Annotated in this window: 15 protein-coding genes; 3 read left to right on the top strand and 12 right to left on the bottom strand. The window is 69.6% G+C overall.

The genetic code is table 11. The features are described from left to right. Positions 1-16 precede the first annotated feature (16 nt). Positions 17-868 carry a hypothetical protein gene (locus tag ACZ5XZ_RS06265; RefSeq protein WP_468974928.1) on the top strand — a complete coding sequence of 284 codons (852 nt, stop codon included), beginning with the start codon at positions 17-19 and terminating at the stop codon, positions 866-868. Between the two features lie 335 nt (positions 869-1,203). Here ACZ5XZ_RS06265 and ACZ5XZ_RS06260 read toward each other — a convergent pair whose 3' ends face one another. Further along, positions 1,204-1,932 carry a TetR/AcrR family transcriptional regulator gene (locus ACZ5XZ_RS06260; protein ID WP_468974927.1) on the bottom strand — a complete coding sequence of 243 codons (729 nt, stop codon included), beginning with the start codon at positions 1,930-1,932 and terminating at the stop codon, positions 1,204-1,206. A gap of 251 nt (positions 1,933-2,183) precedes the next feature. Between ACZ5XZ_RS06260 and ACZ5XZ_RS06255 the strand changes: the two genes are divergently transcribed. Then, positions 2,184-2,534, top strand: a complete 351-nt coding sequence (locus tag ACZ5XZ_RS06255) for a darcynin family protein (RefSeq protein WP_468974926.1) — start codon at positions 2,184-2,186, stop codon at positions 2,532-2,534. Positions 2,535-2,991: 457 nt separating this feature from the next. Here ACZ5XZ_RS06255 and ACZ5XZ_RS06250 read toward each other — a convergent pair whose 3' ends face one another. The 9 genes from ACZ5XZ_RS06250 to ACZ5XZ_RS06210 all read right to left on the bottom strand — a co-directional run bounded on the left by ACZ5XZ_RS06250 (position 2,992) and on the right by ACZ5XZ_RS06210 (position 12,097). Then, positions 2,992-3,549, bottom strand: coding sequence for a hemerythrin domain-containing protein (locus tag ACZ5XZ_RS06250; RefSeq protein ID WP_468974925.1), 558 nt, complete (start codon positions 3,547-3,549; stop codon positions 2,992-2,994). A gap of 337 nt (positions 3,550-3,886) precedes the next feature. Continuing rightward, positions 3,887-4,444, bottom strand: coding sequence for a hemerythrin domain-containing protein (locus ACZ5XZ_RS06245; RefSeq protein WP_468974924.1), 558 nt, complete (start codon positions 4,442-4,444; stop codon positions 3,887-3,889). Positions 4,445-4,917: 473 nt separating this feature from the next. Beyond that, a complete protein-coding gene (locus tag ACZ5XZ_RS06240) occupies positions 4,918-5,490 on the bottom strand; it encodes a hypothetical protein (protein ID WP_468974923.1) in 573 nt (190 codons plus the stop codon). Continuing rightward, the gene (locus ACZ5XZ_RS06235; protein ID WP_384436056.1) at positions 5,487-6,608 is read right to left on the bottom strand and encodes an ROK family glucokinase; all 1,122 of its coding nucleotides are present in this window, start codon (positions 6,606-6,608) and stop codon (positions 5,487-5,489) included. The genes ACZ5XZ_RS06240 and ACZ5XZ_RS06235 overlap by 4 nt, the downstream gene beginning before the upstream one ends. Positions 6,609-6,837: 229 nt before the next feature. Continuing rightward, a complete protein-coding gene (locus ACZ5XZ_RS06230) occupies positions 6,838-7,701 on the bottom strand; it encodes an ATP-binding cassette domain-containing protein (protein ID WP_468974922.1) in 864 nt (287 codons plus the stop codon). Further along, positions 7,698-8,768, bottom strand: a complete 1,071-nt coding sequence (locus ACZ5XZ_RS06225; protein WP_468974921.1) for an ABC transporter permease — start codon at positions 8,766-8,768, stop codon at positions 7,698-7,700. Before ACZ5XZ_RS06225 ends, ACZ5XZ_RS06230 begins: the two co-directional genes overlap by 4 nt. Beyond that, complete coding sequence (locus tag ACZ5XZ_RS06220) at positions 8,765-9,778, bottom strand: sugar ABC transporter substrate-binding protein (protein WP_468974920.1); 1,014 nt, start codon at positions 9,776-9,778, stop codon at positions 8,765-8,767. Before ACZ5XZ_RS06220 ends, ACZ5XZ_RS06225 begins: the two co-directional genes overlap by 4 nt. A gap of 221 nt (positions 9,779-9,999) precedes the next feature. Then, on the bottom strand, positions 10,000-11,025 hold the full coding sequence (locus ACZ5XZ_RS06215) for a sugar ABC transporter substrate-binding protein (protein ID WP_468974919.1): 1,026 nt from the start codon (positions 11,023-11,025) through the stop codon (positions 10,000-10,002). 352 nt (positions 11,026-11,377) lie between these two features. Then, positions 11,378-12,097 carry a GntR family transcriptional regulator gene (locus ACZ5XZ_RS06210; protein WP_468975310.1) on the bottom strand — a complete coding sequence of 240 codons (720 nt, stop codon included), beginning with the start codon at positions 12,095-12,097 and terminating at the stop codon, positions 11,378-11,380. Between the two features lie 239 nt (positions 12,098-12,336). Here ACZ5XZ_RS06210 and ACZ5XZ_RS06205 point away from each other — a divergent pair, with 239 nt between their 5' ends. Then, positions 12,337-12,705, top strand: a complete 369-nt coding sequence (locus ACZ5XZ_RS06205) for a VOC family protein (protein ID WP_468974918.1) — start codon at positions 12,337-12,339, stop codon at positions 12,703-12,705. Positions 12,706-12,714: 9 nt separating this feature from the next. Here the strand turns inward: ACZ5XZ_RS06205 and ACZ5XZ_RS06200 are convergent, their stop codons facing one another. Together ACZ5XZ_RS06200 and ACZ5XZ_RS06195 are read right to left on the bottom strand one after the other, a co-directional pair. Next, positions 12,715-13,542, bottom strand: coding sequence for a transporter substrate-binding domain-containing protein (locus ACZ5XZ_RS06200; protein ID WP_468974917.1), 828 nt, complete (start codon positions 13,540-13,542; stop codon positions 12,715-12,717). A 191-nt stretch (positions 13,543-13,733) separates the two neighbouring features. Next, complete coding sequence (locus ACZ5XZ_RS06195; protein WP_468974916.1) at positions 13,734-14,399, bottom strand: bifunctional 4-hydroxy-2-oxoglutarate aldolase/2-dehydro-3-deoxy-phosphogluconate aldolase; 666 nt, start codon at positions 14,397-14,399, stop codon at positions 13,734-13,736. Positions 14,400-14,743: the final 344 nt, after the last annotated feature.

The raw sequence follows: 14,743 nt of genomic DNA, 5'->3' as shown, positions 1-14,743 counted from the left end.
GAACAAGGGACGGTGCGTGGCGCACGGGGCCAGCGGTCAGAAGGTCCGCAGGGTCGTGATGGTCGCGCTCTCGGCCGGCGCCTGGGTATCGGCGGGCGCCACCAGCGCCTTCGCCGACATGGACCTCACCCCGCTCAGTGGGCAGGAGCAGACCGACCAGGCCGGCAAGCAGAACCTCTCCTGCGGCAACTCCGCCCGCCTGCTGCGCGTCAACCTCGTCGAGACGACGCACCGGGAAAAGCCCTGTGTGGACCTCGGCGGCCACACCCACCGCCACACCACCCACCACAGCGGCGCCCATGCCGTCGGCGCCACCACCCTCGGTCCGCAGACCAACATCGCCCAGAGGGGCAAGCAGAACCTCTCCTGCGGCAACTCCGCCGACCTGATCACCGTCAACGTCGCAGGCACCCTCAACCAGGAAACCACCTGTGTCGCCGTCGACCGCGGCCACTCCCACGGCCACGGGCACGCCCACGGCCACGGGCACGCCCACCGGGGCAACGCCTCGGCGCTGGGTGGCACCGCGATCGGACCGGCGGTCAACGCCGCGCAGACCGGCAAGCAGAACCTGTACTGCGGCAACTCCGCCGACACCCTGACCGTCAACGTCCTGGGCACCATCCGCAAGCACACCACGTGCATCGCCGTCGACCACTCCCACGGCCACGGCCACGGCCTCGAGCGCCGCGGCCGGGCCCTGGCCGACGGCGGGCAGGTCGTCGGACCCGAAACCAACACCGCTCAGAACGGCCGCCAGAACCAGACCTGCGGCAACCCCGGGCTGGGCATCGACCTCCCCCTGAGCCAGACCAAGAGGACGACCCGATGCGGCGTCCACGACGACTCCGCCACCCGAAACCACTGACAACACCCACCCAGTGACGGCAACTCTGCGCGGTCCGGCTCACCCACCGGACCGCGCAGCCCCGTCCGCCGGCGGAGGCTCTGAGCCGGTCAGGGGGCGGCGCCGTGCAGCGCTCCGGCCTTCACGGAGCCGACGAAGGACATCCAGGCCGCCGCGTCGACATGTTCGGCGAACGGCGCCCCCGACGGGGATCTCCACCCCCACCCCACGGGCGGCCTAGACGCAGTAGTCCACCTTCGCCCCACCCACCCCACAGCCACACCGCAATCGGTCACACGCCGGCGAGGACCGCTGCCCCTCCTCGTGCGGGGTCGCTCCGCCGGGGCGTCCCGTGCTTACTCGCGTTCCGTCGCGCTGTCGAGATCGGCCATGACGTCCCGTAGGACGTGCTCGAAGAGCGGCTGAGGGTCGGTGAGGGCGAAGTCGAGGTGGCCGAAGACCTCGACGGCGAGGACGCCGTACAGCCGTGCCCAGGCGTGGACGAAGACGTAGAGGGCTTCCAGTGGTACCGGCTCACCGGCCAGGTGTTCACGTACTTCTTCCAGCTGGCGAAGCCATACGGGGTCCAGCCGGCCCTCGTCGGGCAACCGGAGGGCTCCCCGCTCCCAGAGTTCCACCATCAGGCCGAGGAAGATCCCGCCGAAGCGCCAGCCGGGGTCGTGGGAGGGGTTGCCGGGGGCGGAGTCGGCGTCGCTGATGGGCTTGGCGAACAGCACGCCGAATTCGCGTTTGTGGGCCAGTGCCCATTGGCGCAGGCGACGGAAGACGGCTTCGAGGCGTGGGCCCGGTTCGGGGTCGGGGCACTGGTCGCGGGCGGCTGTCAGTTCGCCGGCCAGTTCGTCGTAGAGATGGGAAGCCAGGGCCTGGATCAGGTCGTGGTGGTTGCCGTAGTAGCGGTACAGGCCGGGCGCGGTCATACCCATCTCGCGGGCGATGGCACGCAGGGAGACGGCGGCCAGGCCCTGCTCGACGAGGAGGCGGCGGGCGGTGCGCAGGATTTCCGCCATCGCTTCTTCGCGCACTCGCAGGCGGCGTTTGGGCTCGCTGTGGCGCTGGCTGGTCATGGGGCGGTGGCCTCTCCAGTCGTCGGCGGCGCCTGGTCCGGCGGGTGCCGATGACTGCGGCTTGACAGAGTTAACACCTTTCACTTTAGCTGAGCGCCGAGAGTTAACGGTGTTTACTCCGCTCGGGTGTCGGTCGTGGTGGTCCGCCACGACGGCAACTCGGCCTGCCCGCCCACGGACCGGCCGCCGAACGCCCAGGAACCAGACACACCCAGGACCTGACCCCTGACCTGCAAAGGGAGAGCTCTGCCATGAAGTACGCAATCATCCTGACCTACGCCTTCGCCCCGAAGTGGCTGGCGCTCTCCCGCGAGGAGCGCAACACGATGCGGGCATCCCACATCGAGCCGGTCTTCGCCCGGTACGCGGACCGCGTCTCGGCGCGCTTCTTCGACGCCGAGGCATTCCACACACGGTTCTCCGACTTCGTGCTGCTGGAGACGGAAGACCTACGGGCCTACTACTTCCTCATCGAAGCCCTGCGCGACTCTGCGCTCATCGCCCAGGGCTACCTGGCGCTGGACGAGATACACCTCGGGATCGAAGACGGCTTCCGCCGCTACGAGAACAGCCTGACCCACAGTCCGGCGGCGGGCCGATGACCGCCCCGGCCGAAGCCCGGCGCCGTCGTATCTACACCGTCCGCCACACCGGCGACAGGGCGACCTTCCTCGCCGCCTGTTGCGCGTCACCCAGACCCTCCCTCTCCCCATGACGGGGCCGCCCCACCCGAACCCACCGGCACACTGGTAAAGCGGGCCACCGAGGCCGCTCGTGAGGAGAGTTACGCATCCAGCGCAGCAGCTGCCGCAGAAAGCCGCGGGCGGCGGCGTCGGTCACGCCTTCGTTTGTGGTCGGTCAGGCCGGGTGGGCGGGGTCCTTCAACACCCAGGCGCCGCGCGAGCAGTCTTCCGGTCCGGTGTGGAGGGCGAGCAGGGTACGAGGGCGCCGTCCACGATGCCGTCCTCAGCGTCGACGCATTCGATACTGCGCGACATGATGTCGCCTGCCACGGTCCTCGGGTGCGCCACCATGAGCGGGTCCGTCGAGTCCGTCGACCTACTTACCGCGGCCGGTGACAAAGTCCCGGACGCGGTCGACCAATCCCACACCGGGTGCCAGGAGCTTGATGGCCGGCGGAGTAGTAGGGGCTGCGGGATGGGGACGCGTGGGGGCGGTCTTCTTCGCCAGCCGGACCTTCTCCCCGAGGGCTTCCAGGACGAAGGGGTGGCACCCCTTGCTCAGCTGTGCGAAGAGGTCGGCCTCCTCGTCCCTGACGTGAGCGAAGACCTCCATCTTCAGATTGACCAGAAGGCGAGTGAAATCGAGGTGCTCGGCGTCCAGGCCCTCCAGGTCCTTGAGCAGCTGCTCCACCCGGCCGTGGTCGGCGATCTCCCTGTCCGCCAGCGCATCGCCGTCCTCCAGATGCTCACGCACCGCGGGGTAGAGATACTGCTCCTCGGCCACCGCATGCCGCACCAGCAAGATGGTCAACTGGTCGACCAGTTGCTTGCGCTCCGCCGACCCCGGCATGCTCTCCTCGATCCGCGTGAACAGCTCATCCATCTCGCGATGATCGGCAGTCAGCTCCGCAATGACATCCGGGCTGTGTTCCATGCCCCATCTCGCCTTCCCTCGGTGCGGGCGCAGCCCGTTCCTGGCACTCCTCCAGGGAACGGTTTCCCCCAGCTGCCGACCCGTAACGGCTTGCCGCCGAATACAGGCGTATGGGCAGGACGACAAGGCCAAACGAGTTCGTTTCCCTCCCCACCGTCGCCCCTGCCCGCAACCGCTTGCGTCGCCCTCCCGAGAGGCGTCGTTTGCCAGGCAAGTTGGTGGCGGGCGGCAACGTGGGCCTCGTCGCCCCATCACGCGCCGATCACCTCCGCGCCGCCCGCCGCCCTCCGCCCCACCTGAGCGAACTCGCCGCCCTGGTCCGCTGAGCGATAGCGCGCTATTGGCCCCGGCCGGTGACGTAGTCGCGGATGCGGTCGACCAGCCCGAGGCCGGGGGTCAGGAGTCTGTTGGCGGGCGGGGTCGTGGGTGCCTTGGGGTGGGGGCGCGTGGGGGCGGTCTTCTTCGCGTCGCGGATCTTCCTGCCGAGGCTCTCCAGGACGAAGGGGTGGACACCAGCGCGCAGCTGGGGAAAGAGGCTGCGTTCCTCGTCCTCCACGTGGGCGCTGACGACGGTGCGCAGCTCGCGGACGAGGCGGTCGAAGTCCCGGTCGTCGGCCGGGCGTCCTTCGAGGTCCTTGAGCAGCTCTTCGAAGCGGCTGTGGTCGGCGATCTCGTTGTCGGCCAGCAGGTCTCCGTTTTCGAGGTGTTCGCGCACGGCGGGGTAGAGGTGCTGTTCCTCGGCGACCGAGTGCCGAACAAGCTCGATGGTCAGCGCGTCCAGCAGCATCCTGCGCTCAAGGCATCCGGGGGGCCGTTCGTCGAGCTGCTCGAAGAGCTCGTCCACCTCCCGGTGGTCATGGGTCAGTTCCTCGATGACGTCCCTGTCGTGCTTCACCCTCCGCCCCGCCTTCCGTCCTCCGTGACGCGCTGGTCATCGGTGCGCCACGGAGGACGAGTTCCCCGCCAGGCGGCGGATGTCGCCAAGCCGGCGGAGATTGCACCGGATGCAGGAACAGATGCCGCTCAGTGAGTCGCTTTACCGGCTGGCCGCTCGATGTACAGCGAAGAGGCTGCGGAGTCCCTCGCCGATGCATGCGACCTGTTTGGTGGGCCCTTGCCCGAAGCGCGGGTCAAACCGCCCGCGTGCGATCTTCGCGCCTGGAAGGCGCCATGGGAGACAGGAGGAGGTGGTGCTGCCATGGCGCTACGCAAGCCTCCCCCCGGCCGCCTGTCGCACGGCGCTCCACGGCGAAAGCCGGCGGCCGCGGAGCGCAGCGCGGAGCTGCCTGCCATAGGGAGGCGGCCACCCTGACCCGTCACGGGCCCGCAGCGCCCCGCCGCCCCCGTCCGGAGCGGGGTCCGCGCAGGTCAGAACCTCACGGTCGAGACGGTGTAGACGACCGGGTGCCCCGGTTCGTCGTAGCTGACCATGATCCGCTGGTAGGGGTGCGGTGCCTTGCTCGTGGTTGTCGTGCCCGCCCAGGGCCAGTCGACGCCGAAGTCCCAGCCGACCTTCGCCGCCTGTGCGGGCGGGATCGTCTGCCGGTCCTTCTTGAGGGCTGCGGTGCTGGTGCCGACGGCCTCGAGGTAGTGCTCCAGGCCCCAGTCGTTGGTCCGGAACTGGACGAAGAGCGAGCTGGTCTGCCAGGAGTTGGTCTCGTAGTACCAGACCGGGGTGGAGCCGATCGGGACCGGCACGTTGTAGATCCGCTGCTGGACCTTGGAGGGGAAGGCGTTGGTCAGGCCGGTGGCGGCGGCCTCCTGCTCCTTGCCCTCGCCGCTGTCGCGGCTCTGCTCGGCGGAGATGACGATGTAGCCGGCCGGGATCGCGATCAGCAGGAAGACGATCAGCGCCGTCAGCAGGGGGCGGCGGCGCTTGACGCGGGGCGGCGGGGCGGGGTGGTGGTCGTCGTGCATGGTGGGCGACTCGGTTTCGGTCATCGGCGGCCGGCCCGTTCGTAGCGTTCGTAGCGCTCCACGCGCCGGCGGTTGGCGCGGCGGAAACGGCGGGCCACCAGGCGGGCGAGGTCGGCGGCGCCGACCATTCCGGCCTCCGGGCCCAGCTGGGCCTTGGCGATCGTGGCTTCGGGGCGGTAGCCGCGGCCGGTGAGGTGGCGCCGGAAGGCGTCCCTGGCCGGGGCGATCAGCAGGTCGTCGGCGGCGCTGACACCACCGCCGATGACGAAGCAGGACGGGTCGAGGGCGGCGGCGAGGTTGGCGATGCCGACGCCGAGCCACTGGCCGATGTCCTGGAGGAGCTCGACGCACATCGCGTCGCCCTCCCGGGCCAGCTCGGTGATCAGTGGCCCGGTGATGTCGCCGATACGGCCGCCGACCCGCTCGATGATGTTGTACGCGACCGGGGAGTCGGCGGCGGCCAGCTCCCGGGCCTCCCGTACGAGGGCGTTGCCGGAGCTGTACTGCTCCCAGCAGCCGCGGTTTCCGCACGGGCAGCGGTGGCCCCCGGGGACGACCTGCATATGGCCGAATTCGCCCGCCACACCGTATTTGCCGCGCTTGACCGCGCCGTCCTCCAGGATGGCGCCGCCGATGCCCGTACCGAGGGTGATCATCACGAGGTGGTCCTCGCCGCGGCCGGCGCCGAACCGCCACTCCGCCCAGGCGGCGGTGTTGGCGTCGTTGTCGACCATGACGGGGACGGCCAGGCGGCCGGCGAGCCGGTCGCGCAGCGGCTCGTTGCGCCAGTTCAGATGGGGGGCGAAGAGCACATTGGAACGGTCGGCGTCGACCCAGCCGGCCGCGCCGATGCCCACCGCGTGGACGTCGTGCCGGTCGGAGAGGTCGAGCACCAGCTCGGTGATGGTGTCCTCGACGACCTTGGGGCTCTTGGACTTGTCCGGCGTCTCGGTGCGGACCTTCTCCAGGATGGTTCCGTCGGCGTCGACCACGCCCGCCATGACCTTGGTGCCGCCGATGTCGATGCCGACGGTGGGCACGCGGGGCGCGGTCAGATGCGAGCGCCGCTCGCGGGTGCCGACCGTGCGCAGCACGGTGGCTCTGGCGGATCCCCGGTGCACCCGGTCCCGGTACATGCTCATCGACCCACCTCTTCGCCGTTGCTCCCCCACTGCCTGAAGGGCGTGGGTGGTGCCCCCGTGCGGCTGCTGCGTGCGCGCAAGAGTCGTCTCGTCCCTGCGGGTCTCGGGAGGCCGGGGCCTCGATGTGCTGGTTCGCTGCGATTGTGCATCACCAGGGCAGTGCGGCGCATCGCGCACATGCTTCCGCGCCCCGCGGTGCGTCGCGGGGCGCGGAAGCATGTGCCGGTGATCAGTCGGGGCGGTGGCCGCCGGGGAATTCCGGTGTCGCGGTGCGGGCCAGCTCGTGGCTGAGCTGTTCCAGTTCGCTGCCGCCCGCCATTTGGCGGGTCAGCTCCTCCAGGGCGATCTCCGACTTGGCGTGGCTGCCGGCCATCGTGCCGCGCTTGAGGAGGACGAAACGGTCGCCGACGAGGTAGGCGTGGTGCGGGTTGTGGGTGATCAACACCACGCCGAGCCCGGCGTCCCGGGCGGCCGCGACGTACTTGAGCACGACGCCGGACTGCTTGACGCCGAGCGCCGCCGTCGGCTCGTCCAGTACGAGGACCTTGGCGCCGAAGTAGACGGCCCGGGCGATGGCGACGCACTGCCGTTCACCGCCCGAGAGGGTCCCGATCGGCTGGTCGACGTCGCGCAGGTCGATGCCCATCCGCAGCAGTTCGCTGCGGGTGGTCTCGCGCATCGTTCGGACGTCGAGCCGCTTGAAGGGGCCCACACCGGTGGTCGGCTCGGAGCCGAGGAAGAAGTTGCGCCACACCGGCATCAGGGGGACCACGGCCAGGTCCTGGTAGACGGTGGCGATACCGCGGTCCAGGGCCTCGCGCGGGGAGGAGAGGGTGGTCTCCTCGCCCTCGATGGTGAAGGTGCCGGCGTCGTGCTGGTGCAGGCCCGCGATGATCTTGATGAGGGTGGACTTGCCGGCGCCGTTGTCGCCGAGCACACAGGAGATCTCCCCCGCGTGCACCTCCAGGGACACACCCTCCAGGGCCTTGATGTTGCCGTAGAACTTGCTGACATCCGTCAGCTCGACCAGGGCCGTCTTCCCGCCCTCACCCTCGCCGTCGCCCTCGGCGGTCTTCTTGTCCAGGTCTGTCATGACTTCTCCTCCGCCCGCTTGCGGACCCATGCGTTCAGGAGTGTGGCGAGGAGCAACATCGCGCCGAGGAAGAACTTGTACCAGTCCGGGTTCCACTGGGCGTAGACGATGCCCTTGCTGGTCATGCCGAAGATGAAGGCACCGACCGCGGCACCGATCGCCGAGCCGAAGCCGCCGGTCATCAGACAGCCGCCGACCGCCGCGGCGATGATGTAGAGAAACTCGTTGCCCACCCCGTCGCCGGACTGGATCGCGTCGTACGAGAACAGCAGGTGCTGTCCGGAGACCCAGGCGGCGAAGGCGACGCCCATATAGAGGCCGATCTTGGTCTTGGTGACCGGGACGCCCACCGCCCGTGCGGCGTCGGAGTTGCCGCCCACCGCGAAGATCCAGTTGCCGACGCGGGTGCGCAGCAGGATCCAGGTGGCCACCGCGACCAGCACGATCCACCACAGGATGGTGATCTGGACGTCGACGCTGCCGATCGTCAGATGCGAGGCGAAGACCGCCCGTGCCGACTCGAAGCCCTCCATGTCGGAGATCGACTTCGTGGAGACGGTGCCGCTGATCAGCTTGGTGAAGCCGAGATTGAGGCCCGTCAGCATGAAGAACGTGCCGAGCGTGATGATGAAGCTCGGGAGCTTCGTACGGGTCAGCAGGAATCCGTTGAAGACCCCGATGCCCAGGGTGACCAGCAACGACACCCCGATGCCGACCCAGGTGTTGGCCGTCATCTGGTAGCTGAACATGGACGAGATCAGCGCCGAGCTGACGACCATGACACCGGCCGAGAGATCGAACTCGCCGCCGATCATCAGCAGCGCCACGGGCACGGCCATGATGCCGATCGTCGACGAGGCGTACAGCACGGTGGAGAGGCTGGAGGCCTGCAGAAAGGGTTCGGCGACGAAGGAGAAGAAGAGGAAGACGGCGGCCGCGCCGACGACCGAGCCGAGCTCGGGGCGGCCCATCAGGCGGCGCGCCAGGGAGCGGTGCAGCAGGCGTTCGTCGGCGTGCTTGGCAGGCGGGCCCGCGGGCTGCAGAGGTGGTGCGTCGGTGGCGCTCATCGTGTTCCCCGCTTCGTGTATTCCTGCAGCGCGGCGGCGTCCTTCTTGGTGATCACCTGGGGGCCGGTGAGCACCGGCTTGCCGCCGCCGAGAACGTCGGAGTTGTACTTGTAGAGCCAGAGCAGATCGACCGCCTCGTAGCCCTGCAGATAGGGCTGCTGGTCGACCGCGAAGCCCAGCGAGTCGTTCTTGAGGCCGTCCGCGACCTGCGCGTTGAGGTCGAAGGTGTCGATCTCGGCCTCACTGCCGGCCTGCTCCTTGGCCTTGACCGCGGTGGCGGCGAACGGCGCGCCGAGGGTGACCACGGAGTCGATGCCACGGTCCGACTGGAGCTTGGACTCGATCGAGGACTGCACGTCGGGCATGTTCGTGCCCTCGACGTAGAGCTTTTGAAGATCGCCCTTGAACGTCTTCCCGGCACCGTCGCAACGCTGCTCATGGCCGACGTTGCCCTGCTCGTGCAGGACGCAGAGCGCCTTCTTCTTACCGCGCTTGTTCAGTTCCTCGCCGACGGCCTCGCCGGCCACCGTCTCGTCCTGGCCGATATGCGTCAGCGCGCCGAACGCCTTGGACTCCTCGGCCCCGGAATTCACCGTGATCACCGGTATACCGGCCTTCTCGGCCTTGCGGACGACGTCCTTCATGGCGTCCGGCTTGGCCAGCGAAACGATCAGCCCGTCGACCTTCTGGTCGATGTAGGACTGCACGAGCTGGCTCTGCCGGCTGGCTTCCTTGTCGTGCCCGTAGACGAACTTGATGTTGTCCTTGGTGGCGGCCTGCTCGGCGCCGTTCTGCACGATGTCCCAGAACGTGTCGCCGTCTCCCGAGTGGGTGACCATCGCGAACGTCCACCTGGGGGTGTTCACCGCGGCCTTGCCGCCGGCGGCCTGGGCAGCGCGTTCCTCCTCGGCCCGCTTGCCGCCGGTGGCGCTGCATCCCGCCAGCGAGGCGCCGAGCGTCGCCGCCACCACGGCGCTCACGACGCGTCCCCTTCTTCGAACCCTTGCCACGAGGACTTGCCCTTCCCGCTGATGTCACGCTGTGTTGGCTGTATAGGCCGTGTTGGCTGCTCCGGCCGTCCTGGCTGTCTCGCCCTTCCGGCCCCTCCGGGCCGTCCTGGCTGCGCCTTCACGGTGTCGCACGCCGCTACCGGGCGGCCGGCTCCAACCGCCCAAGTATCCGTTACCGGCGATCTGTACCGGTTCATCGGGTCCCGCCTTCCGTTACGGCTTCACCGGGTCCCGCGCCCGGTGTACTCCTCCAACGTCGGCACGTCCTCCTGGCCGACCAGGGCCGGGCCGGTGAGCACCGGCTTTCCGCCACCGAGCACATCGGCGTTGGTCTTGTTCAGCCAGAGCAGGTCCACCGCCTCGTAGCCCTGGAGGTAGGGCTGCTGGTCGACGGCGAAGGCGACGTCCTTGGCCTTGAGGAGCTTGACCACGGCGGGGTTCAGGTCGAACGTCGCGACCTGGGCGTCGCTGCCCGCCTCCTCCTTGGCCTTGACGGAGATCGCCGCCATCGGGGCACCGAGCGTGACGATCGAGTCGATGGACGTGTCGGACTGCAGCTTGGCCTCGACCGAGGACTGCGAGGCCGGGGCGTTGGTGCCGTCGACGTTGAGGTTCTCGACCTTGCCGTCGAAGCCCTTGCGGACGCCCGCGCAGCGGTCCTCCAGCGATACGTTGCCCTGCTCGTGGATGACGCACAGGACCTTCTTGGCGTGCCGGCCGGCGAGCTCCTCGCCGACGGCCTCGCCGGCCACCGACTCGTCCTGGCCGATATGCGTCAGCGCGCCGTACGCCTTGGAGAACTCGCCGCCGGAGTTGATCGTGACGACCGGGATGCCCGCCGCGACGGCCTTGCGGACGGCGGTCTTGACGGCCTCCGGCTTGGCGAGGGTGACGATCAGCCCGTCGACCTTCGCGTCGATGTAGGACTGGATCAGCTGGGCCTGCTTGGAACCCTCTTTGTCGCTGGCGTAGAGGAACTTCACGTTGTCCTTGGCGGCGGCCGCCTTGGCGCCGTTCTGGACGATGTCCCAGAAGGTGTCGCCCTCACCGGAGTGGCTGACCATGCCGATGGTCAGCCGGGGCGTACCGGCGGTCTTGCCGCCGCTGCCGGACGCCCCGGGCTTGCTTTCGGAGCCCTTTCCCCCGGAGCTGCTGCATCCGGTGACCAGCGCGAGGGCCGCCACCAGGGCCGCCGCGCTGAGGACATTGACGGGTCGAGCCATACGTACGTTTCGCACGCCGATCATCGTGGGACCGCCTTTCTCCCGGCCGCCTGAATGCGGCTGGAAGAGTTCTAAGGCGCCCACGGAGCCACGTCAATACTTTGTCCGAACATTCTGACGCGGGCCTGCACCATATCCGGACATAGCCACTCGCATCACCCCTCCCTACGGGCCCAGGGCAGGCGCCGGCCGGACTCCGAAAGAGGATCACCCGCCCGACAATCCCCGCCGAAAACCCCACGCAAAACACCCACGCAAACACCCACAGAAAACATCACGAAATCACGGCGAAGACACAACCACGGCACAACGAAGGGGCCGCCGGACTTTCCGGCGACCCCGAAGACGACATACCGACGCGCCCCTCCCGAAGCGCTCAGGGGCGGACCAGCAGCTGGAATTCGAAGGCGTAGCGCGAGGCGCGGTAGACGTGCGAGCCGAACTCGACCGCGCGCCCGGTGTCGTCGAACGTCGTCCGCTGCATCGTGAGCAGCGGGGCACCCTCGGGCTCGTCGAGCCGCTGCCCCTCCTCGGCCGTCGCGGCCCGGGCGCCGACGGCCTGACGGGCGCTGTGCAGGGTGATCCCGGCCGACCGCATGAGCCGGTACAGGCCGGTCTCCTCCAGCTCGGCGGTCTCCAGCCTGAGCAGCCCGGCGGGCAGGTGGTTGCGCAGATGGGCCACGGGCTCACCGTGCGTCAGCCGCAGCCGCTCGACCAGCGCGACCTCCGCGCCCTCGGCGATGCCCAGCGCGGCGGCGACCTCGGCGTCGGCCTCGGTGGTGGTGTTGAGCAGCACGCGGGTGGCCGGCTTCTGCCCGGCCGCCTCCAGGTCGTCGTAGAGGCTGCTCAGCTCCAGGGGGCGCTTGACCTGGCTGTGCACGACCTGGGTGCCGATGCCGCGGCGGCGCACCAGCAGCCCCTTGTCGACCAGCGACTGGATCGCCTGCCGCACGGTCGGCCGGGACAGCCCGAGCCGGCCGGCCAGCTCGATCTCGTTGCCGAGCAGACTGCCGGGGGCGAGCCTGCCGTTCTCGATCGCCGCCTCCAGCTGTTGGGACAACTGGAAGTACAGCGGGACCGGGCTGCTCCGGTCCACGCTGAACTGGACGGGGCTCTCGGCGCCCAGGGCATCTTCTGTATCGCGTTTCCCCACGCTGGCGAGCGTATCCGCCCCGGCAGATGACGGGAAGTCCAGAGGTCACATTGTCCGGACAAGGACTACCACCCGAGGGCCTGTGATCGGCTGATCGGCCAGGGCAGGCCGCGCCCGCGCCGAGTCCCTGCGCACGCGTGGCCTTTTCTGATAGCCAGTGAGACCCCGACCGAGGAAGCCCCGTGTCCGTACGCCGTGTCGTCCCCGACATCCACTCCGACGCCCTGGAGGAGAACCGCACATTCTACGGCCTGCTGGGCTTCGAGGAGGTCATGAACCTGGGCTGGGTCATGACCCTCGCCTCCCCCGCCAACCCCACCGCACAGCTCATCTTCATGACCGAGGACCGGACCGCCCCCGTCACCCCCGACATGAGCATCGAGGTCGACGACGTGGACGCGGTGTACGCCACCCTGCTGGCCGCCGGCGCCGAGATCGTCCACCCCCTCCAGAACGAGGAGTGGGGCGTACGCCGCTTCTTCACCAAGGACCCCAACGGCCGGGTCGTGAATGTGCTCGGGCATGCGGCGGAGCGCGGCACGGCCACCTGAGCCCTCCCGCTACTTCATCCACTCCTCCTCGTACCCGTGGTACGTCCCGTCGTGGGTGGCCAGATGGACCCACTGGTTCACATAGGCCGTGAACTCGGTGTCGCCGCGGGGCAGGGCGTAGGCCTTCTCGGAGAACGTGAAGGGCTTGTCCGGGTGGACCGGGCAGAGTTCGGGGTGGATTTTGGCCTGGTAGCGGGTCTCGCTGGCGTCCGTCATCATCACGTCGGCGCGGCCCGCGACGATCTCGTCGAAGATCGTGGTGTTGTCGGGATGGACCTTGAGGGTGGCTCGCTTGATGTGGGCGCGGGCGAACTCCTCGTTGGTGCCGCCGGGGTTGACGATGACGGTCGTGCCCGGCCGGTCGATCTGCTCCAGGGTCTGGTACCTGTCCTGGTCCGTGCAGCGCGCGATGGGCGTCTTGCCGTCCGTGCGGGTCGGCTCGCTGAAGGAGACGGAGCGGGCGCGCGGGAGGGTGATGGACACCCCGCCCATGGCGATGTCGCAGCGGCCGGCCGACAGGTCGGCGACGAGCCGGGCCCAGGTCGTGGCGACATAACGGGGCCTGGCGTCCAGGCTCTTGGCGAGGTCCTGAGCCATCTCGATGTCCACTCCGCGGTACCTGCCGGTCGCGGGGTCGAGGTGGCTGAAGGGGCGGTAGTCACCGGTGGTGCAGACGCGCAGCACGCCGCGCCGGGGGACGGTGTCGAGGGCCGTGGCCTTCTTGCCGGCCGCCGATACGGCTCCCCCGGGCGCGGCGGGGGCTTGGGAGGCGGCCGGGGCGGCGGCGGTGACGGCGAGCAGACAGGCGAGGGCGGACAGGGTGGCGGCGCGCTTCATATGGGCTCCTGTGGCTCCTGTGGCTCCTGGTCGGGCGGTCACGCGCTCGGCCGCGGTGCGCGCCGGGCAGGAAACGGCGCGCAGGGCGGCATGATCACATGGCCGAAGCGCTCAGCGTGGCAGAGCCGTTGGCCGCGGTGAACCCCTCGACCGGCCGGTGGGAGGGGACCGCCGCGGAAGCCTCGGGGCCGTCAGTCGTCGTAGAGGCCCACGGCGGGGCCTGACTCCTGATCCGGAGTGGCCTCGGCGAGGCGAGTGAGGAGTTCGGCGGCGCGCTTGGCGACGGTGTCGCGGTCGCCTTCGGAGAGCGCCGAGCCCATGCCGACGGCGACGGCGCCGGCAGCGATCCACTCCGGTGCGCTGTCGAGCGTCACCCCGCCCGTCGGCAGCAGCGGCACCTGCGGCAGGGCGGCGCGGACGTCCCTGAGCCAGGACGGGTCGTGCGCCGAGGCGGGGAACAGCTTGACGGCGTCCGCGCCCAGTTCGAGTGCGCGGACCATCTCGGTCGGCGTCGACACTCCGGGGAAGACCGGGACGCCGTAGCGGTGGCCGGTGCGGATGACCTCGGCGTCCAGGCTCGGTGAGACCAGGTAGCGGGCGCCTGCGTCGACCGCCATCCGGGCCGACACCCCGTCAAGGACCGTGCCCGCGCCGATGACCGCGTCATCACCCAGCTCGCGGGTCAGCGTCGTGACCGCCTCCAGCGCGAAGGGGGTGGTGAGGGATATCTCCAGGCTCGTGATGCCGGCGGACAGCAGGGTGTCGGCCGTGGCGCTCGCCTCGTCGTACGTCGTGCTGCGGACGATGGCGAAAACTCGCTGCGCCAGTGCGGCCCGGGTGATCTCCCAGCGATACACGGCAGTTCGCCGTCCTTCCTTTTCTTCAGCGCCTCATGCCGACTCGCCAGACCCATGGCGGATACGGCCTTTACGGGGCGCGCCGCGGCAGCTGACCGCACATGGTCCCTTGTCCGCCGATGCCCGCCCGCTCCTCGTTTCTACCGAAACGCTACCGGGAACCACTGACAATCGTGCCTCGGGGGTGCGCCCCATGCGCCCCTTCCGCCAAGAAGGCGAGAAAAGGCAGGTAAAAGGGGGCGCACAGCACGGCGGGGGGGGGGGGGGGGGGGGGGGGGGGGGGGGGGGGGGGGGGGGGGGGGGGGGGGGGGGGGGGGGGGGGGGGGGGGGGGGGGGGGGGGGGG

The sequence above is a fragment of the Streptomyces sp. NPDC033270 genome, assembly GCF_055576575.1.
This window is presented reverse-complemented; position numbering and strand designations above follow the sequence as displayed.